11 protein-coding genes are annotated in these 24,007 nt (G+C 49.5%); 6 read left to right on the top strand and 5 right to left on the bottom strand.

The window, feature by feature from the left end; all coding sequences use genetic code 11:
• Positions 1-136 precede the first annotated feature (136 nt).
• Positions 137-1,321 carry an acetylornithine transaminase gene (locus ACJJIV_RS16695; protein ID WP_444889679.1) on the top strand — a complete coding sequence of 395 codons (1,185 nt, stop codon included), beginning with the start codon at positions 137-139 and terminating at the stop codon, positions 1,319-1,321.
• 22 nt (positions 1,322-1,343) lie between these two features.
• Entirely contained in the window at positions 1,344-2,258 is a 915-nt protein-coding gene (gene argF, locus ACJJIV_RS16690) for an ornithine carbamoyltransferase (RefSeq protein WP_444889678.1), read from the top strand.
• 528 nt (positions 2,259-2,786) lie between these two features.
• Here argF and ACJJIV_RS16685 read toward each other — a convergent pair.
• Positions 2,787-3,041, bottom strand: coding sequence for a hypothetical protein (locus ACJJIV_RS16685; RefSeq protein WP_252082866.1), 255 nt, complete (start codon positions 3,039-3,041; stop codon positions 2,787-2,789).
• A 39-nt stretch (positions 3,042-3,080) separates the two neighbouring features.
• On the opposite strand from ACJJIV_RS16685, the gene ACJJIV_RS16680 reads away from it, so the two are divergent.
• The 3 genes from ACJJIV_RS16680 (at position 3,081) to ACJJIV_RS16670 (ending at position 7,719) form a co-directional block, all read left to right on the top strand.
• Entirely contained in the window at positions 3,081-6,020 is a 2,940-nt protein-coding gene (locus ACJJIV_RS16680; protein ID WP_444889677.1) for a ribonucleoside-diphosphate reductase subunit alpha, read from the top strand.
• 66 nt (positions 6,021-6,086) lie between these two features.
• Complete coding sequence (locus ACJJIV_RS16675) at positions 6,087-6,293, top strand: hypothetical protein (protein ID WP_444889676.1); 207 nt, start codon at positions 6,087-6,089, stop codon at positions 6,291-6,293.
• 178 nt (positions 6,294-6,471) lie between these two features.
• Complete coding sequence (locus tag ACJJIV_RS16670) at positions 6,472-7,719, top strand: ribonucleotide-diphosphate reductase subunit beta (protein WP_444889675.1); 1,248 nt, start codon at positions 6,472-6,474, stop codon at positions 7,717-7,719.
• Between the two features lie 1,105 nt (positions 7,720-8,824).
• Here ACJJIV_RS16670 and ACJJIV_RS16665 read toward each other — a convergent pair.
• The gene (locus ACJJIV_RS16665) at positions 8,825-9,028 is read right to left on the bottom strand and encodes a helix-turn-helix domain-containing protein (protein WP_444889674.1); all 204 of its coding nucleotides are present in this window, start codon (positions 9,026-9,028) and stop codon (positions 8,825-8,827) included.
• Between the two features lie 608 nt (positions 9,029-9,636).
• Between ACJJIV_RS16665 and ACJJIV_RS16660 the strand changes: the two genes are divergently transcribed.
• On the top strand, positions 9,637-9,798 hold the full coding sequence (locus ACJJIV_RS16660; protein ID WP_444889673.1) for a SymE family type I addiction module toxin: 162 nt from the start codon (positions 9,637-9,639) through the stop codon (positions 9,796-9,798).
• 46 nt (positions 9,799-9,844) lie between these two features.
• On the opposite strand, the gene ACJJIV_RS16655 is transcribed toward ACJJIV_RS16660, so the two are convergent.
• From ACJJIV_RS16655 to ACJJIV_RS16645, 3 genes are all read right to left on the bottom strand, one after another.
• Entirely contained in the window at positions 9,845-10,357 is a 513-nt protein-coding gene (locus ACJJIV_RS16655; protein ID WP_444889672.1) for a hypothetical protein, read from the bottom strand.
• Entirely contained in the window at positions 10,357-16,458 is a 6,102-nt protein-coding gene (locus ACJJIV_RS16650) for a toxin TcdB middle/N-terminal domain-containing protein (protein WP_444889671.1), read from the bottom strand. Before ACJJIV_RS16650 ends, ACJJIV_RS16655 begins: the two co-directional genes overlap by 1 nt.
• 186 nt (positions 16,459-16,644) lie before the next feature.
• Entirely contained in the window at positions 16,645-21,300 is a 4,656-nt protein-coding gene (locus tag ACJJIV_RS16645; protein ID WP_444889670.1) for a fibronectin type III domain-containing protein, read from the bottom strand.
• Positions 21,301-24,007: the final 2,707 nt, after the last annotated feature.

Below are 24,007 nucleotides of genomic sequence, written 5' to 3'. Positions count from 1 at the left end.
ATGGCCCACACGCCGTAAAGGCTGTGTTAGCATTAGCTCAACGATATAATTTGCAGATTAAAATACACCAAACAGAATTATCTGCGGAAATAACTTCTATTAAACAAGCCCAACGATTAAATAAGGAGGCGTCTCAGTGCCCCCCCACACACTGATGCACAACTATGGCGAAAGGACCCTGACCCTGGTCCGCGGCGAGGGAAACTACGTGTGGGATGATCGCGGCCACCGCTACCTGGACGCTATTTCCGGTATCGCCGTCTGCGGTCTTGGCCACTGCCATCCCAAAGTCACCGAAGCCCTACAGGAGCAGGCCAACACCCTGCTGCATGTATCCAACCTGTACAACATTCCTCCCCAACAGCAGTTGGCCGACCGGCTCGTATTCCTATCGGGTATGGATAATGTATTTTTCTCCAACTCCGGTGCTGAGGCCAATGAGGCCGCTATCAAGCTAGCGCGTAAACTCGGTAATGAGCGCGGGCTGGTGACACCGCAAATTGTGGTTATGGAGGGCGCTTTCCATGGGCGAACCCTCGCCACGCTTACGGCAACAGGCAATGAAAAGGCACAACAGGGCTTCGCCCCCTTACCCGAGGGTTTTTTGCGGGTGCCTTTCAACGATGTGCAAGCCATTGAAAACCTGGCAGAACAGCACAGCGATATCGTCGCCATACTGGTGGAACCAATACAAGGGGAAGGCGGTGTCCGCGTACCAGATACCGACTACCTAAAACAACTTCGTACACTCTGCGATCGACACGACTGGCTGTTAATGTTGGATGAGATCCAGACCGGCAACGGTCGCAGCGGCAGAATGTTTGCCTACCAGCACGCCGACATAGTGCCGGATGTATTAACCACCGCCAAAGGGCTCGGCAATGGTGTCCCTATCGGCGCCTGTCTCGCCCGTGGCAAGGCTGCCGGCCTTTTCACCGCTGGCAGCCACGGTTCGACCTTCGGCGGCAACCCTCTCGCTTGCCGTGCCAGTCTTGCAGTGCTGGAGACTCTTCAGGGCGAGTGGTTAATCGAGCGCGCAGAAAAATTGGGCGAACAATTACTACACTCCCTGCGCATGCGACTGGGCGATTGCCCTGGGGTAGTGGATATTCGCGGACAGGGTCTGATGATCGGTATTGAACTCAACCACCCTTGCGCTGAGCTGGTTGAGCGGGCTAGGGAGAAGGCGTTACTGATCAACGTCACCGCCGGCAATGTGGTGCGGCTACTGCCTCCACTCACCCTTACTGACGAGGAGTGCCAGCAACTGGCCGACAATGTCAGCACTCTGATTCAACAATTTACCCCGCAGGCAGTCTGAAGCACTCAAAGGAGAACAATTTATGGCGACCAGGCATTTCCTCACCTTAATGGATCTCTCCGCAGAGGAGCTAAAACAAATTATCGAGCGCGCTATCGAATTAAAAACCCTACGCAACCAGGGCATTACTACCGACCTTTTTCGCGGCAAAGTGCTGGGGATGATTTTTGAAAAGTCTTCCACCCGCACCCGCGTCTCTTTCGAAGCCGGTATGGCACAGATGGGCGGTAGCGCCCTGTTTCTGTCACCGCGCGACACCCAACTGGGGCGCGGCGAGCCTATCGAAGACAGCGCTCGGGTGATCTCACGCATGGTCGACATGGTGATGATCCGCACCTTCGGCCATCAAAATGTGGAGCGCTTCGCAGCCCACTCACGAGTGCCCGTAATCAATGCTTTATCTGACAGTTACCACCCCTGCCAGTTACTCGCCGATATCCAGACTTTCGTCGAACACCGCGGCAGCCCCGCGGGCAAAGTGGTGGCCTGGGTGGGCGACGGCAACAATATGTGTCACTCCTATATCAATGCGGCGCGGCTTTGCGACTTTGAACTACGTATCTCTTGCCCCCAAGGATATGCTCCAGATGCCGATATTGTCGCTGCCGCCGGCGATCGGGTAAAAGTTGTGCATAACCCTGTAGAGGCCGTGCGCGATGCCGACTGGGTCAGTACCGATGTATGGGCTTCAATGGGCCAGGAGACAGAACAACAAGCTCGCAGCGAAGCCTTCGACCGCTACCAAGTGAATCACGAGCTGATGAGCCACGCCAACGAAGACGCAATTTTCATGCATTGTCTGCCAGCGCACCGCGGTGAGGAAGTCAGCGCCGAATTACTGGAGGACGAGCGTATTTCCAAGGTGTGGGACGAGGCGGAAAATCGCCTACATGCACAGAAAGCACTCATGGAGTTTTTACAGGAGCACAGCCAGTAAGGTTTTTTATGCGCCGGTCGATGGCGTTATTTACAACCTGTCGACTGGCCCATCCTCCGCCCTACCACCCCTCCACCAACTGACATCCGTATAAAAAACGACCACGCACTTTTTTCGTGACATCAAAATACAGATTCAAGCGAAATAATGCGGGTGAACAAATAATAACCAGCCATGTTGCAACAAAAAAATCACGCCACAAAACTGATCATCTTAGTACCAACTTGCTCAAATTGCGCACATTCGCAAATGGTTATTGCCGTTGTTAATTTAGAACGCCCCGGCTATTAAAAAAAATTGTAAGAGCTTGTATTACCCTTCTCCCTTCACTGACAAATGCCATGCAGCCCAGCTGTGGCGGGACCTGCCGCAGAAGTGGCTACTGACTCAACACGCCTACCCACAATTTATCCACAAACAACCACAAAGTTATTCGGCTTGAACTGACCCGCCTACCGCATTATCTTGTAGCGCGCTCGAGGCATACCCCCTATATATTGGGGTAAGGGACCTTGAGCATCCCCAAATCTAGGGGCGAATCCCGGCACTCCGCCACACTTTTTGGCGGCCGGTGCCAGACGCTGCTTTTTTCAAAGCAGAATCAGAGGTAAGCGGGCGGAAAGGAATGATCCGCCACAGGCAGCAGCCGGCAAAGCTTAACTGAACACCGGCCACCGAGCCGCCTGTTTCCAGTGCCTTCACGGTGTGAGAGGAATCACTGGCCAAGCGATGGACTCGCTCCGCACATGCCACGCAGTCCAGTGGCGCTGTTCTGGTGAACACACGCGGACAGACAACAATACAAACCTTTCGGAGATTTACATGCACACAGAGACAGGGCGCTCTCAAACCGTGCCTGCGGCAAAATCAGGCACAACCAGCGACCAGGCTACTGACGGCACCACTCTGGCCGCCACCGCACCGGGCCAGACCCGCGTCATCAAGCGCAATGGTACCGTTGTCCCCTACGACGATGGCAAAATTTCCGTTGCCGTTACCAAGGCCTTTCTCGCTGTTGAAGGCGGCACCGCCGCTGCGTCCAGCCGTGTACACGAGCAAGTCGAGGAGCTGGTTGGCCAGATCAGCGCCACTTTTAAGCGTCGCATGCCCTCTGGCGGCACTATTCATATCGAGGAAATTCAGGACCAGGTGGAATTGGCCCTGATGCGCGCCGGTGAACACAAGGTTGCCCGCGACTACGTACTCTACCGCGAAGAGCACGCACGCCTGCGTGCAGAAAAAGAAAAAAGTGCCAGTCAAACCGAACAGGCCGTCGATGCGCACCCCAGCATCCGCGTTAAACTCGACGACGACAGCCTCGTTCCCCTGGATATGGAGCGCCTGCGCACTGTTGTCAGCGAGGCCTGTGAAGGTCTGAAAGACGTCAACGCCGAGGCCATCCTCAGCGAGGCCCTGAAGAACCTTTACGACGGCGTCTCCGAAAACGATATCAATACCGCCCTGGTAATTACTGCGCGTACTCTGGTTGAAAAAGAGCCAAATTACACTTACGCCACAGCCAGCCTACTGCTAGACAAGCTGCGCTCCGAAGCCCTACGCTTCCTCGATATCGCCGAGCGCGCCACCCAGCACGAGATGGAAAAACTCTACGCTTCCACTCTGCCCGCTTACGTGAAAAAGGGTATCGAGCTGGACCTGCTGGACCCAGCCCTGGCCACCTTCGACCTGGAAAAACTCGGCGGAGCTTTAAAAGGCGAGCGCGATCACCAGTTTACCTACCTGGGCCTGCAGACCCTGTACGACCGCTACTTCCTGCACAGTGACGATATTCGTTTCGAGCTGCCACAGATTTTCTTTATGCGCGTCGCCATGGGCCTCAGCATTAACGAAGAAAACAAGAACGAGCGCGCGGTAGAGTTCTACAACCTGTTGAGCTCTTTCGACTACATGAGCTCCACGCCGACCCTGTTCAACGCCGGCACCCTGCGCCCGCAGCTGTCCTCCTGCTACCTGACTACAGTACCGGACGACCTGCACGGTATTTACGGTGCTATCCGCGACAACGCCATGCTGTCCAAGTGGGCCGGCGGCCTCGGCAACGACTGGACGCCGGTGCGCTCCCTCGGTTCCTATATCAAAGGCACCAACGGCAAGTCCCAAGGTGTTGTGCCCTTCCTGAAAGTGGCCAATGACACCGCTGTAGCGGTCAACCAGGGCGGTAAGCGCAAAGGCGCTGTGTGTGCCTACCTGGAAACCTGGCACCTGGATATCGAGGAATTCCTCGAGCTGCGCAAAAACACCGGTGACGACCGCCGCCGTACCCACGATATGAACACCGCCAACTGGGTCCCCGACCTGTTTATGAAGCGCGTGTTCGAAGACAAAGAGTGGACCCTCTTCTCCCCAGCCGATTGCCCAGACCTGCACGACCTGTTCGGCACCGCCTTTGAAGAGCGCTACAACCACTACGAGCAACTGGCTGCCGAAGGCAAGCTGCGTCTGTTCAAGAAGATCCGCGCGCTCGACCTATGGCGCAAGATGCTGGGCATGCTGTTCGAAACCGGCCACCCCTGGATCACCTTTAAAGACAGCTGCAACCTGCGCAGCCCGCAGCAACACGCCGGTGTGGTTCACAGCTCCAACCTGTGCACCGAGATCACGCTCAACACCAAGGCCGACGACGAAATCGCCGTGTGTAACCTGGGCTCCGTCAACCTGGCTCAACACATTGGTGAAAACGGTGAACTCGACCGCACCAAACTGGCTAATACCGTAAAAACCGCGGTACGTATGCTCGATAACGTGATCGACATTAATTACTACGCGGTTGAAAGTGCACGTCAGTCCAACATGCGTCACCGCCCTGTGGGCATGGGCCTGATGGGCTTCCAGGACGCGCTGTACAAAGCCGGCATCGCCTACGCCAGCGATGAAGCCGTCGCCTTCGCCGACAACACCATGGAAGCGATTAGCTTCGAAGCCATCTCCGCTTCCAGCGACCTGGCTGCTGAGCGCGGCAAGTACCAGACCTACGAAGGCTCCCTGTGGAGCAAGGGTGTTCTGCCACTGGATTCCATCCAGATCCTGGCTGAGCAGCGCGGCCAGCAATTTATCGATCAGGACACCAGCTCCACTCTGGACTGGAACGGCCTGCGCGAAAAAGTAAAAGCCCAGGGTATGCGCAACTCCAACGTGATGGCGATCGCCCCTACCGCGACCATTGCCAATATCACCGGGGTTTCCCAGTCGATCGAACCGACTTATCAAAACCTGTATGTGAAATCGAACCTGTCCGGCGAATTCACCGTAGTAAACCCCTACCTGGTACACGATCTGAAAGATCGCGGCCTGTGGGACCAGGTCATGGTTAACGACCTGAAATACTACGAGGGTTCTGTACAGAAAATCGATCGCGTACCAGAAGACCTGAAAGCAAAATACCGCACCGCGTTTGAAGTGGAACCGCGTTGGATTGTGGATGCCGCCAGCCGTCGCCAGAAGTGGATCGACCAGGCCCAATCCCTGAACCTGTATATTGCCGGCGCTGATGGCAAGAAGCTGGACCTAACCTATCGCATGGCTTGGTTCCGCGGCTTGAAAACCACTTACTACCTGCGTGCCCTGGCTGCCACTACCACAGAGAAATCTACTGTAAACAGCGGCACCCTGAACGCGGTAAGCGCACACGGCAGCAGCAATGGTGCCGCCGCAGCAGCGCCCGTAGAACAGGCTGCACCCGCACCGGCTGCAGTGCCGCAGGCTTGCTCTCTGGACGATCCAGACTGCGAAGCCTGTCAGTAAAAATTTGGCCCCTCCTGGGGCCTGTACTCACTCTCGGGGGAGAGCGTCGTAACCGCAAGTGCGGGCATGACCATGCGCAACGACCCCGGCCCACCCGGCTGCAAAAACCGGGAAGAATTTTCGGGCCGGGGATCGTCTGCGTTTTTTCCCAACTACGTTTTCAGTAACCCGCACAAAGGTGCGGCGCATGAAAACTACGAAAAAAACTTTGCCATAAACCTCACAGCCGTGCGGCAAAAACCCAAAAATAAATTTTGGCTAAAAGCAAAGTGATAATTGATCTGGCACAGAAACTTTGTGCCCCGCTGGGGTAAAAATACCTGCAGCGATTGACCACTACCGGAAAATTCCGGAATAGCACCCCTGGCCTCGCTCTACGAATGTAGCGCCAGGAAGAACACAGAAATTAATATCGAATTTCCGATAACGAGACCGATTAAAAGGGCCGACTATGCTGAGCTGGGACGATTTCGAGACAAAGCCCCAACAACCCGAAAAAGCCGTTAAGGCGCAGACCGCAGCGGAGCCCCAGGCGAAATCCGTACAAGAGCCCAGCGCTTCTTACTCTGCGGAAGCTCCAGCGAGCTCCACCACAAAAAATGGCTCCGCCGCTGTTGAGGCTGCACGTGCAGCCGTTGCCAGCCTGGACCCAGCGCCCGGCCTGGAAGAACTGGAAATGGGTGCAGCCCGCATCCAGGTGGATGAAAAGCGTATTATCAACTGCCGTGCGGACCTCAACCAGCTGGTGCCCTTTAAATACGACTGGGCCTGGCAAAAATACCTGGACGGCTGCGCCAACCACTGGATGCCCCAGGAAATCAATATGAATAAAGACGTGTCCATGTGGAAAGACCCCAACGGTCTGACCGAGGACGAGCGTCGCATCGTGGAGTATTCCCTGGGTTATTTCTCCACTGCAGACTCCCTGGTTGCCAACAATCTGGTACTGGCTATTTACCGCCATATCACCAACCCGGAGTGCCGCCAGTACCTGCTACGCCAGTCTTTCGAAGAAGCGATCCACACCCACGCCTACCAGTACTGTGTAGAATCCCTGGGCATGGATGAAGGCGAAGTCTTCAATATGTACCGCGAAGTGCCCGCCGTTGCCAAAAAGGCCGCCTGGAGCCTGTCCCACACCCAGGCCATTGGCGACCCCAACTTCAAAACCGGCACCGTTGAATCCGACCAGGAGCTGCTGCGCAACCTGATCGCCTTCTATGCCGTTACCGAGGGTATCTTCTTCTACTGTGGCTTCAGCCAGATCCTGTCCATGGGCCGCCGCAATAAAATGACTGGTGTTGCCGAACAGTTCCAGTACATCCTGCGCGACGAGTCCATGCACCTGAACTTCGGCATCGACGTGATCAACCAGATCAAGCTGGAAAACCCACACCTGTGGACGGCGGAATTCCAGCAGGAGGTGACCCAGATGATTCTCGAAGGTATGGAACTCGAAGTGGCCTACGCCCGCGACACTATGCCCCGCGGCGTACTCGGCATGAATGCAAATATGATGGAGGAATACCTCCAATTTATCGCCAACCGCCGCCTCAGCCAGCTGGGCCTGAAAGAGCAGTTCCCTGGCGCTCAGAACCCATTCCCGTGGATGTCTGAAATTATGGACCTGCGCAAAGAGAAAAACTTCTTTGAAACCCGCGTTATCGAATACCAAACCGGCGGCGCGCTGCAGTGGTAAGAGAGGCTTCCGGCCAGTGAATTACTACAAAAGGAAAAAGTAGTCGCTCACAGGAAGAGAAGTATTGAAAACGGGCTTTCAGCCCGTTTTTTTTATCTGATTCTGAATAGTTAAAACATAAGCGTGAAAGGCGTTCCCTACCACTCCACCGGATCCCTCCAGGCTTAATACTTATTACATTACACTTTGCCCCCTCGGAGTACTTTTAGTGGAGCCTGCTAAGTCCCAGTTAATGAGTCACTCATTAACGTTTTAGCAGAGTGAGCTCCCACTCTCACTCTCACTCTCACTCTCACTCTCACTCTCACTCTCACTCTCACTCTCACTCTCACTCTCACCAAGTAGCTTCTTCCAGCGCATTGCTAACCGTCACCCAGTCAGCAAGCCCCCAAAGAACAATCCCCTAACGTGTTAAACCCGTTCCAGTGGTTTCTGAGATTATGGACCTGCCTGAGATTATAGATCTGCGCAAAGAGAAAAACTTTTTTGAAACCCGCATTATCGAATATCAGACCGGCGGTGCATTGTGGTGGTAAGCCGCTGTGAGTCACAGCATTAACTGACTCCAATCACACCATCTGGTGACTTTGAGAATATTTCTTATTTGCTGAGCTGGGCGTAACGAAATACATATAGAGAAGATTATAAATACCAGTATTGAGGTTTCGCTCTTGCGGAACCTCCCCCCACAGGCTGTAGAAATGGAGTTACTAAAAAATAGTCGTTCACAGGAAGTGATGTATTGAAGCGGGCATAATGCCCGCTTCAATACAAAATAGGAGGTACATTGAAATATCTATGTAAAGCAACTTATAGCTTCCTGGCTGACACAGAGTTTTAAACACCCTCCAGACTTCATCATGCCACTTTCACTCTAAAGCCTGAACTTGTAACTCGGTGAGTATCATCCCCTCTTTAGCCAACTTGGCCCTAAGCGCTTTTAATCACAATTTAAAGTTGACCAGGATATGCCATTACCAGATGCTTCGAACACCATTGGGAGATACAAATACACCACATTTACGTAGTTCATTAGATCCCCAAACTTTTCCACGGGCAGGCTCTTGCAGGGTATAGGTCAATAGGACCATCTTCGATGGCAGTATCAACTCGATTTGTGGTTAGGTACCCGCCAATCTTTCTCAAAAAACACACCCTCGCCGCCGCTTAAAACAGCTTCTTTGTACCGATAGAAGGTGTCTCTCGATACATCACACATCTTACAAGTTTTGGTGATTTTGCCGAGATCTTCTGCCAGCTTGAGCATTCCATTCTTGTGTTTGATGATGCGATCCTTAGTATGGATCAAGGGATTTATCCTTGGTTTTTCTTTTCGGTTTAGGCACCCTCATCAAAACCCGTAACCTCCTATTTTTTATAGTGGATGTGCTCGGTTTAACCTAAACCAATTCAGCCCAGCCACTATAAAAACATGGACCAGCAAACGCTGCAAATTAATCTCCCCCAATACCCACTTATACAAAACAACCGAAGCCAAAAATATTAAATAAACTGGTAAGACTCAAAATGACTGCGTCAATCGTGACAAAACCATCAAGCAAGACCCAAAGAAATCTGGATAGCCTGCCTCCACCATTATTTAAAAGCAAAAGATTAATTTAAAAAATACTTCACCATTTTTTTCGACCAATTTTACCAAACACTCACACCCTTCAATTATTATAACCTCCAAAAATAATCAAAATAGAATTCTCACCTTAATGCCTGAAATGCCCTCAAATTGAGAGACACCCAGGTTATAAATATCAAACATAGAAGCAGAATTATCATTCTTTATTGGCTTATAGCATCCAATCAGAAACCTGCAGTGAGGTTATTATGAGCAACAAGAAGCATGCGTCCGACAAATGCCTTCCATAAACTAAAAACCAACAACGTCAGCTAAAAATCAGGGAAGTGTACCACTCTTACCAACTGGGCCAGAACTGCCACCAACACACACCCATTGGTGAGATTCATATTAAAAGCCATTGGTTAATCCAAGCGGTATTTTGGGTTGATCTACCTGTGAAGGTCAAGGTTATGGAGGGATGTTTGATGTTGACTAGTGAACACTAAAATTTAAAAGCCCTAGATTTTAGCTAGGGCTTTACTGTATGAAAATTTAAAGACGCTTTAAAAAATCAGCATCAAAGCCATACCAGTCACTTTCTACTGATAAAAACAAACTGGATAACTCAACAGAAAAAACTATTTTGAAACTACCCCACTCTTCAACTTCATTACTAGCGCACTGCTTAAACCCCCTAAGCAAATCTTCTATTGACAACCAATTACTATACACACGACTTCCAAGCGATAGTGGCTCAAAATTATCTTTCTCAAAAGAGAAGCTCGACGACATATTTGCAGAGGAATAACCATCTACAGAACCGCAAGTTACATCTTTACCATCTTTGTTTTTCACATAAATTTTAGCTGCATATGGAGCCAACCCAACCGATGCAGGCTCCAATGCAGTCTTATTGTAAGACTCACCCGAATCAAAATTTAAAGCTAAAAAACCAACCCTATATTGATTTTTATCATTTACTTCAACCCCCAAAGAAAGCTCTGGCTTACTTTGAGCCATACTAGAAATTGTCATGAGAAGTACCAAACAAAAAATTAATTTCATTACTTTTCTTTCCAATACTCTCTTGTCGTTCCAGGAGCAGTCCACCCCTCACCAATTGGAACAGTCGTTGTTTTACTAGGCCCAGGATAAATTACAGTACCGGCGGCCATGGTTACTGTGCCCGAACCAGTAATCACTGCAGAGTGTTGCACTTGTCCTCCGACCCTATAGACCACAATAGACCCCTCGGTGTCAAATGGAGTTTTGACTAACAACGATTGTTTACCCAGCCATGACTGCATATCCTCATTATTAACCCAAAACTCTCCGCCCGTGAGTGAATATCCGTGACAATCAGTATTCCATGCCATATTCGCACTTAAGTTTTTAAACGCAATGATCTCAGACCCATCTTTCATAGTGAGTACACCACGCTGTAGTGTTCCGGGACCGGCTCTTCTTGGGTCTACCTCTATAGGATCACCAATAGAACGAAATACTGGATTACCATTTTTATCTCGAGCCATTAAGTCGGGCGGCCCCTTTTGTACATACTCTAAATCATCTTTAACTGAGAGAAGACTTAAATGAGACGGTAAAGTAGAAAGATTGTCATCACCATTAGATCCAACACCACATGAGGTCGCGCCGCAGGTATTTGGAGATCCAGGACCACCATCCCCAACACCAACAACCCATTCCCCTTTCGGATCCACATAATTAATTGGATTATTCCGCGCATAGCGATAAGGCGTCCAACGCTGTGGATCCGTAAAACGTCCCGAGTGATTTAGCACCGGATCCGGGCTGATAAAGGTACCAAAGTCAGACTGCAGGTAGCGTCGTTCGAAGTAACCTAAACCCGTGGACTTATCCAGCTCTTTACCCGCATAGCGGTAAGGTGCTGCGGTACTATCGCCGAAGACATTTTCCAGCTCGCCGTAAGACTTATAGGTAAAGGCATTAACGATCTTGCCAGCCTTATCCAGAGTCAGGTCGGTAGAACCTACGTGCGTGTGCAGGTAATACTCAGTCGGCGTGAACACTTCTCCACTCTGGTCACTGCGGGCAATACGTTTCTGACCAACACTGATGTACTTCAGTAATTTGCCATCACGTACTTCACTATCTCCGTCGATATACAGGGTGACGCTGCGGGCTCCGCCTGCACGTTCGGTGATTTTAAAGCGGCGCTGGTGTTTAAAGTCATAACCGTACTGGTCAGCGGCTTGCTGATTACCGGCGTAAGTCAGGCGCTGGTCGTGGTCCCAGTGGTAGGCCTGGTCGCCGGCTTGCGTACGATTACCGTTGTCATCGTATTCAATCAGGCCTTCAGCCCAGCTCAACGCTTGGGGTCCAGGCAGGCTGCCACGGCTGCTGCGGTTGGAGGCGCCAGTGTTGCCATTGTCATTGCTGCCGCCATAACGCAGATCTGTGATCTGGGTATTTCCAGCGGTAGCCATATCTGCCAGGTCGACACTCGCGCGACCCACTTGCAGCAGGTTGCCGATTTTGTCGTAGCTGTAATAAACCTGCTCGATATCGTCGGCAACGCCGGTCAGGCGATAGACATCGTCGTAGCTGTAGACAATATTTTTTGCCAGGGAGGCTGCCTGGGCACTGGTTGCGCCGAGTTCGGCAGCCATTGCGGCGAGAGCGTCGCTGGGGCGTTTGTCGTCGATACCGAGTACATTGGAGACGGCATCAAAACGGTAATCCCACTGTTGCAGTGGCAGGGCGTCCCCGCTGCGCTGGGTGCGCAAGCCAGCCAGTCGCTGGCGCTCGTCAAAGCCCCAATCAGTTTCAACACCATTGGCCAGCCCTTGGTGCTGCAAAACACCATTGGCGGTATAGTCCAGGCGTTCCACCACTCCCGGGATGCGCTCGAGCAGGCCGCGGGTGTTGTATTCGAAGTTCACCCGGCTATTGTCGGGGTAGAACTGCTGTGTCATACGCCCGGCACTGTCATAGGCGAAGCGCGTGGTGTAGAGGGGGCTGTTAATTTGCGGGCCGATGATCTTGCGCTGGCGCTGTACCACTCGACCGCGTGCGTCATAACCCCATTGCTCGAAGCCGGCTTGGTCGGTCACTTTAGCCAGGCGCCCAAGCAGGAAGGCACCGCCCTCTTCGCCGCGCTGGTCGTACTGGTAGCTGACTACCGGTGAGGTGGAGCCCAGCTGCAAGCCCGGTTGCCAATTTGCGCCGCTGGGAGCTTCTCCTCGCGGCGATAATTGATACTCGGCAAAGAGACGGTTGGCGCCGTCGTAGCGATAGTGCCGCTCCTGCCCCAGGGCATCGCGGGTGGCCAGCAGGTTGCCGGCATCGTCAAAGTACTGCCAGCGCTGTCCGCGGTTGGGGTCGTCCAAGAAGCGCATGCGCCCCAGGTCGTCGTAGTGCATGGTGCGCACATTATTTTGTGCATCCTGCAGGCGGGTAAAATTACCATTGAGGTCGTAGTCGTAATAGGTGGACCAGGTGGCACCACCGATGCCGCCCTGGGTATTGGCTCCAACAATTTCATCCACTTGCCTCAGGCGGTATTCACCCTGCGCCGTTTGCAGGCCATCAAACACCAGTTTTTTGGCGGCCCCATGGTGAACACTGTTCGCACGAGTTTGCTCTTCATCTTCCAGCATCTGTGCCATGGGCAAATAGGTGATGCGATTGAAGACACTTTCCCCACTTTGCGCGGTATAGGGCTGATAAACCTCCTGGGTACGCCCTTGGGCGTCGTAAAGATATTGTCGGTGGTGCTGACCTTTATCATTAGCGCGATAGGCGAGCCCCTGGGCAAAGTAAGGCAGTGCGGTCTGCACTACTTGGCCGCGCGCATTAAAGTTACTGTGATCGCTGACCACAACCTGTCCCGGTTGCTCGGCTTCACTGCGCACCATCAGGGTGCGGCCCAGACCGTCGTAAAAACGGCGGCTGTCGATGGTACCGCTAGCACCACTCCGCTCGCGCTGGCGAGTCTCTACCCAGCTGATACGGTGACCATCCACCATCTGCGCCAGTTGGTAATCGTACTCAACCGTGGGGAGTTGCAGGCTGTCCCCTGGCTTGGCCATGGCGGTGAGGCGTCCATGGCTGTCGTAACCATATTGAGTCTGCTGCCCGTTAAAATCGGTGTAGTCGGTAAGTACACCGAGGCCCTTGTCATAACCCGCACGAGCGGTGAGCCAGCGGCTGCCGGTATGCAAACCCACTTCTGTTGGGAAGGTGTGATATTGCGAGTCGTAAGTGACTTTGGTTTGGTGGCCTGTGTTGGCGTCCCACAAGGGGTCATAACTTTGAATGCGGTTGCCGAAGGCATCGTAGCGGTGGCGCTCTGCGGCAACATAGGCATCTGCACTCTCAGCATCGTGCCAGAGTCGACGCAGGGTCAGGTTGCCCTTGGAGACCGCGCCTAAATTACCTGCGGAGAAACTTTCATCATCGTAGAACCACTGCTCTTTGGCCACAGCGCGGCCCGATAGGTCGGTAACCTTGCGCTCTAGCGGTAGGTGCAGGAACCAGTGGCCCTGTGCAGAGGCGGATTCCGCACTGAAGCGCAATTGGGTAATACGCTCATCCTGCCAGTTGCCATCGGTACGGCCCAGCTCTTTGATATAAGTGGTATTGCCGTAATTATCGTAGTCATACTCCCAGGCAAGGGTCACTGGGGTACCGCTGCCTCGCTCCAGCATATGCTGCTGGCGTTCGGTCATAGCCGCAAACTCGACTTTGCGGCTTTCCTCGGCATAACCGGACAGCAGTTGGCGCAACTCCCACTGATTTTCCTCTCGCCAGAAAATTCCGCCGAAGGCATCGCGGGTTTCTATTTGTTTGATCTTGCCCTGTAGGGCTTCCTGTTCGGTGCCATCGGCTTTTTGGCCCAGGTGGAATTCGTAGCGGGTTGCCAGTGTCGGGGTACTGGCATCGCCCACGCGACGCTCTTCACTGTGTGCAAAGCCCTGGAATTCTTTATCGGCAGCATCGTAAAAGCCGTCCCAGTAATCCATCTCGGTGGTTTGCTGTTCACCACCGCGGCCATCATCCACAACAACGCGCTTAAGTACCTGCATTGCCACAGGGATACCTTGCGACCAGGGGCTGTTACCCTCGCGGTCTCTCACCATCTCCTCGACAACAGAGCCGTACTCCAGGGTCGTCAGTGCACCCAGGCCATTGTCGATCGTTTTTAGCTGATTCGGTTGCTCATTGGGGAACAGCTCTGCGAAATAAAAAGTATTAGCACCGCGACCGGGGCTGTACCAAACAATATCCGTAGAGCCGTTACCATTAATATCGACCAGGCGCACTTCTTCGGCGGATACATTTCCCTGGGCTTGAATTAATTGTGGCTGACTAAACTTTGCCAGCTGATGTTGCTTGGTATCCAGGCCCTGGTTCAACCATAGCGATACCTGAGTGCCATTGAGGTAAATTAGATCCGCACGGCCGTCGGCATTGATATCCGTAACACGAACATTCTTGAGGTTGTGTAACGTATCGGGACTATTGGCAAACACTACTGCGGGAGCAAAACCCTGCAGGCCACGGTTAGCGTAGTAAGCCGCGTAGCCATTGCTGACCCAAACCAGATCAGGCAGACCATCTCCGTTCATATCCCGGAGAAAGACATTGGGATCACCCAAACGCACTCTCTGGCTATCTGCAGGTATCGGTAATTCGATGGGCTGCGACCAGCCATCGGGGTGGTTCAACTGCACTATATGAGATGTAACCTTCCCATTAGTGCTAGCAGAGGTTGTAAAAACGTCAATGCGCTTATCGTTATTGATATCCACCATTTCAACGTTTGGACTGTCCAGGGGAATATACAGGCGATTGAGTGCCCCGCTATACTGCCAATTATGCGTTTCATCCAAGTGGAAGTAATCAATACTGCCGGAATTGTACTGCAGCATATTAACCAGCCCGTCACCATCGATATCAGCCCAGGTAACGGCGGGATTAGAAATTCGGCTATAGGAAAAAGTACTCATTTCGCGATAGTTCTGCCATTGCGGCAGGCCATCGTCCCCTGGACCTAGGTTGAGCCAGTAGCTGTCTTTATTCGGTGCGGTGTTAATAATATCAGGCAGTCCATCGCGGTTAATATCCAAGAAAGCAACGTCGGGGTTATTCAGTGGTACCTGACTCGCAGCCGGCATCGGTGACATAAACACCTGATCCTGCTGATAGTGGGTGTAGCCATAGCGTACTGGTGGCAGGGTTACCGTAGATTCGCCCTCGCCTGCACTGGAATGGACTTCCTGTAACAAAGAGAGGCTTTGCCATTCCGTTAGCGGCTGATAGGAAAATTCGTATTTACGTAAATGGCGCCCGGCAAATTGTGTTTCCACGCGCTGTAAGCGATAAGCGGTTTTAATCTCAAAGCCCGCTTTATAATTTGTTAGGATGTCAGGGCGGTCTTCATAGTGAAACTGCACCGCCATATCGCCATTCGTATTATATTGAATCCTGTCCAGATAAATCTGAACACCATCATCCAACTTGCGATATTGATAGTCGATACGATTGCCATGGGTATCTTCTACCGCCTCTAGATACCAGGAGAATACCGATGTGCCGTTGTTGCCACTGACTCGGCTATTAGAGTCTTGCCCCAAATACCAACGCAGGCCGTTGGATTGAGTCACCAGCCAACCCTTCGACAGACGCTCGTAGCGAGCAAAATCGCTGGCATTTTTGGTGCGATAAACACCGTCTTCCACCAGAACTAATTCTTCGCCCAGGTGATTGATAAACGTATCAAACTCATCAAACTCATCGGTGCGACCATCGCGGTCGTTATCCTGCCGATCAGTCTGGCCCCACTCTGAATAATTAGGCAGGCCCTTGTCGGTTTGACGCTGGATATAGGGAATAACCAGTTTATGCCCCAGTCCCAATAGCCCGTTACCAAACCCGCTGTTGTATTCCAGTGATACATCCGGAGCCAGTCCATTGCGCCCAGGGGGCACAGCCAACTTCACTAGGCGCGAACTGGTGCCGGTATTTAAATTAGGGGTGAAAGCCTCACCGAGCCCGGAGATACTGCCCGGGCCTGTCGGCAGATTGAGAACGGGCGCTTGCAAAGCGGTGTGTTCATTGGCGGCAACAGCAGCCGTAGATGACACAACCATGCAGCAAGAAAGCAATAAATTGCGCAGCATAAGCATCCTTGTTTAATAAAAAGCGCTTTATAAAAAGCATCTTAAAAATCAATTCTTTTTTTATTTACAAATAAATATTGATGAAATTTAGCAACTTCTCCTGTAAATAGAGGAGCAATCCAGGGGCATCAATGCCACTGGATTGCCAAGAAAGTTCTCTATTTTTTAGAAGTTAGACTGATAGGATTAGTGGATTACTGGCTGCTTCAGCAATAATAGCGGACCAATATCATCATCACCACAGGTATCAAAATTTCTTGATTTATAGCGATGATTGAAGATCAGTTCAATATCCTTAATCGCATCAATATCTACAAGCTGACCAAACCGATCTTTCAATTGAATCGATAAGCGCCAACCTGTTGCGGCGACACTGCGCTCCTTGAAGACGCTAGTAATCGTGGAATTGGAGCCAGAACCGGTGTTAAACGTATCCAGATTTGCAGACATAAATACGCGATAATTATCACGGAAGGCTAAATTGCTACCTTCCCCGGTATCCCAGAAACGAGGACTATGGGTAATTAACTCACCTTGAATGCCCACATCACCTTCGTTGTCCACCAAAGTACCTGGCGTTTTACTACGTAGGAAGCTGGTACCTCCGTAGGTCAAGAACGCTGGTACTTCAGTTTCATTAATAAGGCTATACTTGACTGGAATATTGAGTCCAATAGTCTCAATTTTATCCAGGTATGTACCTCCGGCTGCCAAGCAAGTCAGATCATCATCGTCCGCAATTACAGGCCCCTTGAAGAAAGTACTGCGTGGTAACTCCTTCGCAGTACTAAATTCCACAGTTACCCAAATGTCTTCACGGATAGAACGCGATAACAAACGCAGTTTTTCCTGAAAAGCTTTCTCAGAGCTTAACAAAGAGCCATTCTGCTGCTCAGGATCAGGGTGTGGATAGCTTTGCGTGATACCACTGATATGATCCACATAACCGAACACATCGTCCTTAAGCGAGAATTTATCCGTCGCCTGCTGAGTGCCATTCAGGTCACGCAACTGATCAAAAGACAACATCTCACTGTGGAAATCCCTCAGCTCCTCGGCATTACGCAAGCCATAAATAGCCTCTTTCCTATATCCACTACTGGGACCAACAAAAGGCTCCTGCCACTTGTACTCTAGTGCACTAACCGTGTAGAACAACCACTTCTGCGCCTCTTCAAAGTGGCGCTCTGCACGTAACATGTCAGTAGTCAAACGACTCGCATGAATCGGATCGGCAAAATAGCGATCAGCCAGGTTTCTATTAGAAGTAAATACCTGCTGGATGATCCGTTTAGCTTGATTAAGCATACCAGCTAAGCGTTCGATCTCCTGCATTAAAGTTACTTCAGACTGAGCAATATCCAAAGCGATAGTATTCGCTTCCAGCCACATGGTGTGCACTCGCGCCCGGCTTTCCACATCCAGTAACTTATTAGTACTATCATTCAGTTTGGCTCGTTCCTCTGCAGCCAAACGAACTCTCATTTGCTCCAGATCACCAATATCCTCATTAAGCTTTAGATTGTTTAGATTGGAGAAAGTTTGATTTATACCATTCTCTAATTTATCAATTTTACCTGTGAAAATAGCTTTTACCGCTCCTCCTATGGTGTCATGAATTCCCTTCCAAATACTCCTCTGTATTGCCTTTCTCTTTACACGCTGAATTTGTTTTGCAATAGACTCCTGCTTGGAACCATAGTCCAGGATAATCTTCGACATTCCATCGACAATACCCTCCTCTTCGGCACGCCTCTCAATTTCGATTTCAATCGCACTTATCAAATCTTCCATGCGCTGAAAATTGCGATCTAAAGTAATCTGTGCGCTAGAGATATTGCTCTCCTGTAGAGAGATTTCACTACCTTCCGCTGCATCCTCGGTAATGATGGCACAATCTTCAGCAAAGCAATTTTCCGGAAAGTCCATACCCATCAAATCAAACAACCAATTGCTTAATTGCTGGTTTCGATCAGTATATTCTGTAGCCAGATTATCGGCACTATGGCGGTAGTTCTCATAGCTAGTTTTCGCGGCTACCAAACTATTTTGCGCCGTCGCAATAGGACCACTGCTTTCGTTGCTAAGGAAGTCACTCAGGGCATCGAAGGAATCAAACACTGTATTACCATCAATACCGTAACCCTGTACCAGCAACACAGCATCCTGCGGCAGCCCCAGAATATTGGTTTCGCCCGTGAGCCAGCTCACGGAGTTTTCCAAATCACTGAGATGGGTTTGCCATGCATACACCGCTTCGGGCAGACCAGAGAAACCTTGTACCTGGGTAAAGTCGGTATTCGGGAAGATCGTACGCAATGATTGCTCTTTAGCAATCAACTCACTGCGTAGCGTATTCATCTCGTCAACCATTTGTGCCAACAGGGTGGTATTGGTCTGTCCGGCAACGACGGCCAGACGAGCTTGCTGCACTTTAGTAGAAGCCAATTTGCTCATCAGCTGATAGAGCATGGTGACATCTTTGTAACCGGTGAACAGTAACTCTGCTGGGGTTACATCTTTTTGGGCCAAGTCGCTGGGGTCGTAGTAGCGGGGGCTAATTTGACCACGGGAGGGACCCCATTGTGCTAAAAACTCCGGTGCATAGGTCAGCAGGGAGTTGTACTGCTCCAGGGCATCCTTCAACAACTGGTGTGCAGTTTCTATATGACCAACTTCAACCTCCACCGCTTCGTTACGAAGGCGGCTGATACGGGCCTGATCCAGAGCTTCATTGGCCAGGATCATTTCCGCTACCGCTCGATCGTAGTATACATCCAGCGTGAAACGCTGCAGGTTTTCATTGTCGGGATGATGGGTCAGCTGCTCAAAAATAAACGCTTCCACATCAGTGGCGAGGTTACGCTCAACAGTGTCATACAGGCTGGAAAATTCAACCGTGGCTTCACCACTGGCATAAGGGTTGATGACCGTATTGGTGTCGGTATCAACGATATACATCAAATCCAGGTAGCGGAAGGCCGCTTTATCACGGGAGAAAATACCTTGAGCCGGATTATGTTGAGCTGCCGGTACTTGATCGGCTTCATTGTAATAGAGCTGCTTACGGATCTGTACCGTTGGATCAACTTCAACAGTAACTGTAAAGGTGTCACTGAAGTCGGATGAACCTGCCTTGTTAGCAGCTTGGACACGATAATCGTGGGTACCGTATACGAATGGAGAGGCATTGTAGTCATAAACATTACCAGAGCCCGAGTATACAGTTTGCCAAGCCGACTCACTGTTACCATTAATACGTTGCTGCAAGAGGTAGCTATCGGCGTTATCGACCGATGGCCAGTTCACTGTATAACCCTCACCAGTAGAAGAAGGCAAAGTGATATAGTCTGGTACTACTGGCGGTTGTAGTATGGCAACAGTAGAACAATCTTGCGGAGAATAACTGGACTGATCGCTAGAGGTCAGTGCTCGAACCTTGTAGCAGTACTGTCCATTACTCAAGTTTGTGATAGTGAATTTTAGATCAGTACCAAGATAAATTTGCTTGCCAGTATTATCCAACACCTCATATTTAACTTCGAGGCCGCCTTTATCCACTTTTCCCCAATTTAGGGTAAGCTTTCCTTTCCAACTCTCCGCTGAATCTATTGACAATACCGGCACACCTACGTCGCGATCGACCTTAACTGTTACTAGTGAGGAATAATCGGAACAGGCATATTTATTTTCGTTACAAGCGCGTACCTTATAGCTGTATGTACCGTTATTAATATCAGTAAAACTTTTACTTAGGCCCGAGCCACTATAAATAGATGAACCGTTAGCATCCAAAACCTGATAGATAGCGGCAAATTGCATGGCATTCCAGCTAAGTGTGTATTTACCATCTGGGCTGTTCTTCGTGGATAGGCTAGGAGTAGGTACTCCAGGGCGATAAGAGACAATCAAATCCCCTCCTTCACGATAACCAGAGCAGGTAGTATTGCAAGCACGCACTCTATATCGGTAGTTGCTTCCATGACTCAATGAAGAAACAGTTCTGCTGGTAGCCGAACCAGAATAAATATTACCCGACCAGCTTCCATTATCCTTGCGTTGCTGTAATTCATAACGAGTGGCCCCGCTACTGGCAGACCAGCTTAGATTTGCACTGCTAGAGGGTGTATAGCTGGGTACACTGATGGAAGATGGAACCGATGGAGTATGCTCTACCTTCATAGTTCCGCCGGTCTTGTAACCACTACATATGTTAGAAACACAAGCGCGTACACGATACTGGTAGTTGCCATTGGAACGGCTGCTTTCAGGGAAGCTAGTCCCTGATGAGCTATAAACTCTATTCCAAGAACCACCATTCAGGCTGCGGTAAAGCTCATACTTGCTTGCGTGAGTAACTGAGGACCAGCTAATCGGGTAGGTTCCATCACTATCGAAAGAGGTATAACTAATACTGGAAGGCACTGGCAACTGAGTTACCACATTAACAGTATGTGTAGCGATGACAGTTTCATACTCTATAGTATCCCCCCTACATAGCTCGGGAGCTCTCAAAGCAGCCCGGTTAAAATCGTCGTCCGGGATACACTCCTCAAACTCATGCCAGTATTCATAATGATAGGTACCAGCAGAAAGCCCAGATATCGAAACAAATTTATTTGACGTTCCCCATGAATTCAGGGAGAGAGTTCGTACATAGTTACCGTTTTTATACTCTTTCAAATATGTTCGACTCAAGGAAAATGAAGCATCTACCGGCATATACTCCAAAGAAAAGTTCCCGTCAGTATCCACACTAGGACCATCCAGGTAATCTCCATATGCAACTGCACTAGCAAAAACTAGCTGCAGCACAAATAAATTACGAATATAAGTAAACATTTATCAAACCAAGTTATTATAATTTATCTAGATAAAACACTGATAAACATCAGAATCAAATCCAAACTTTTCAAAAACACCTAAAAAATAATAAATACCCTCCAAACACCTCCCACTGAAAACATATTTAATTTCAAAACCACAAAACCTTGAATACTCACAGAGAGAAACCACAAGAATTAGAGGCACACAAGAATATAAGCAACTTTTACGACCAAGTCGCCAAATTCATTCTTACAGAAAATTACATTTCTTAAATACAGTACTAGTTTTCAACTACCATTCCGTTGATAAAGAACATTCCAAAAAAGTGCAACTGAAGGAAAACTATAAATAGCAACAAGGTTAATCTCACTCCCAGGCAGATTAACCTTCAGAAATTCTGAAACTTTAGTGGTAGAACTACATTTTATTCTTTAATGTCACCTTAAGTGTCACAAAAAGTCACTCTATATAATTATTGTAGATGCTTGGCGAGTGAATTTTATTTTCACATTGATCAATCACCCCCATCTTTCATCAAGATGCCTTGCTGCATCCGGGCCAGATAAGAGCACTTTTCCAATACTCTAATTGCATTGCCAAGCAACTCAGGAAGGGACACCGAAAGCGCGGCATTAAGGGATTTCTCAGTTTCCAATGTGGCCATCCATCACGGCCTTAAACCCAGGTAATAAAGCGCTACCTTTGCGAATCAACCGAATTTTTCACTCTCTCGCATCTTCACCTAATGACACTCGTACCAATCTTTACTTAATCACACTCTTCATAACTTGAATTACTGCCAGCTGAGATATATTTGTGCTTGCTACCACCTCAGAAATGGTAAAATTACCTTTGTTTATAAGTGCACGTATTACAGGGAAGTAGCGAGACTTGCAATTACCCAGGTCGCATTTTTATGCTTTCAGTAATTTACGTTGCTGCTCTTTATCAGACACATCATCGAGATGTGCATTGTGCTCATCTAACCCAAATTTCTCAAGAATACCGTACATAGTGAGATTTTCTGGACTGACTCCTTAGACCTTAAAAAATGCCCTTTCAAAAAAATGTTGATAGACCAAGGTTTAAAATAAATGGCGTTGACAGCGAAGATTGAAACTGCCACAACCCCCAGAAATAGTACTCCACTGAACCACTTACCTATCTTTGTTATCATAATCAGTCCTTTTATTTTATCCCCCTCATTTTCACTACATCACCTAATCAGCACAATCATTCCGACTATACAATACGCTCAACCACCTGGATTATCCGACAAAACGAAGCCCACACATAACTTAGAGTGACAAGCGTCTCAAGAAAATGGGCTTTGTTTCTTCGCAATTCATCGGCGAATAAAAATCCCACCTTCCCAACAGAAGTAGAAGATTATGAATTTATATAGTGCAGTTTCACTATCATTATCCAGAGTATCACTACGGGAATGGCGAAATGATGGCACAAGGTGGGCCTTCCAGGCTGCCATTATCCGTAGCCGAAGCAAGCTACCATTTGAGGAGTCACTACATTATCAGCTCAATACTAACGTTAATCAGAGTCTGAAAGCGGGTCATCAACTTAATGGTCACAATCTAGAGCACCGCGTTTTCAAACCCCTATACTTTAATATTTTACTAGTGGGATCAGCATAAACTATAAGTATCTGGCACACCTGTAAGCTGTGCTATGCATCGGCCAGAGAGGCATCTGGTTAATTAGTATGTAGGATAGCCTGCTACTCTCAGCGTTAGCAAACTTCGTATAATCAGCAGATTATATGCACAGCGTCACTGGAGGACAGTTTATAAAAAAGAGAAGGCCATACTGACCATGCACAAATAGGTTCACAAAGAGTTCACGTGTCTAAATGGTCATATATTTTTTGGACCTAATGCAACTTGTAATGAAATCTGCAAAGAGACAGGAAGTAAAACAGAATTCACATAATCTATCGATGCGAAGCAATTCATAATTGTCAAAGCACAGCATTGTAAAGTTAAGTAACTCACTCTTAATACTATGAGTACCTGTCTGAAGATTGACAGAAACAACTTTGGTCTAGATTTTATTGTCCGAGATATACATGGCCACTTGTACCAATTAGATAAACAACCGCAAGAGGTTGCTTTTGATCCATCCTGTAACCGTCTGTTTTGCCTTGGAGATATGAATGATAGAAGCCCTAGCAGCGAGTCTTTACTCACGCTTATTGATCACAAAACCTACTTCAATATTTTAGGCAATCATAAAGCCATGGTAATTGCCAGACTAGAGAATCCTGATACGGCTCCCAGGCATAAACCCAACGAAGGTGAGTAGATCTACAAATTGAGGATGAAAGAGCATCAGCAGTTAGTAAATCAGATTAGATGCTGGCCTTGGGGTATAGAATTAGATACAGGAAACTAACGTTTTGGCCGGATCCATGTGGGCGTCCCCAATAACAGCTAGCCACTCACGCAAAGCACCCTAGCCGACATTGATAAAGCCTTGGTCCACTAGAGTATCGTTCGAAGAGGAGGAGGCGATTGCAAGGCCTCGGGGAATTTTCTATGGGGCCGATCCCCGGTAAGCAGCTATAACAGTACCTGCTCGGCATGGGCGGCGCGAAGCGTACAATATAAAAATACAAACGTTATTTTCTAGAGCGCTTGGACACAATCCCCTCAGCCAACCTAGCCTATCCCCTAAAAATCTATTACCGCATAGTTCGGGCTGATGA

The sequence above is a fragment of the Microbulbifer mixtoriginis (SeqCode) genome, assembly GCF_052466765.1.
This window is presented reverse-complemented; position numbering and strand designations above follow the sequence as displayed.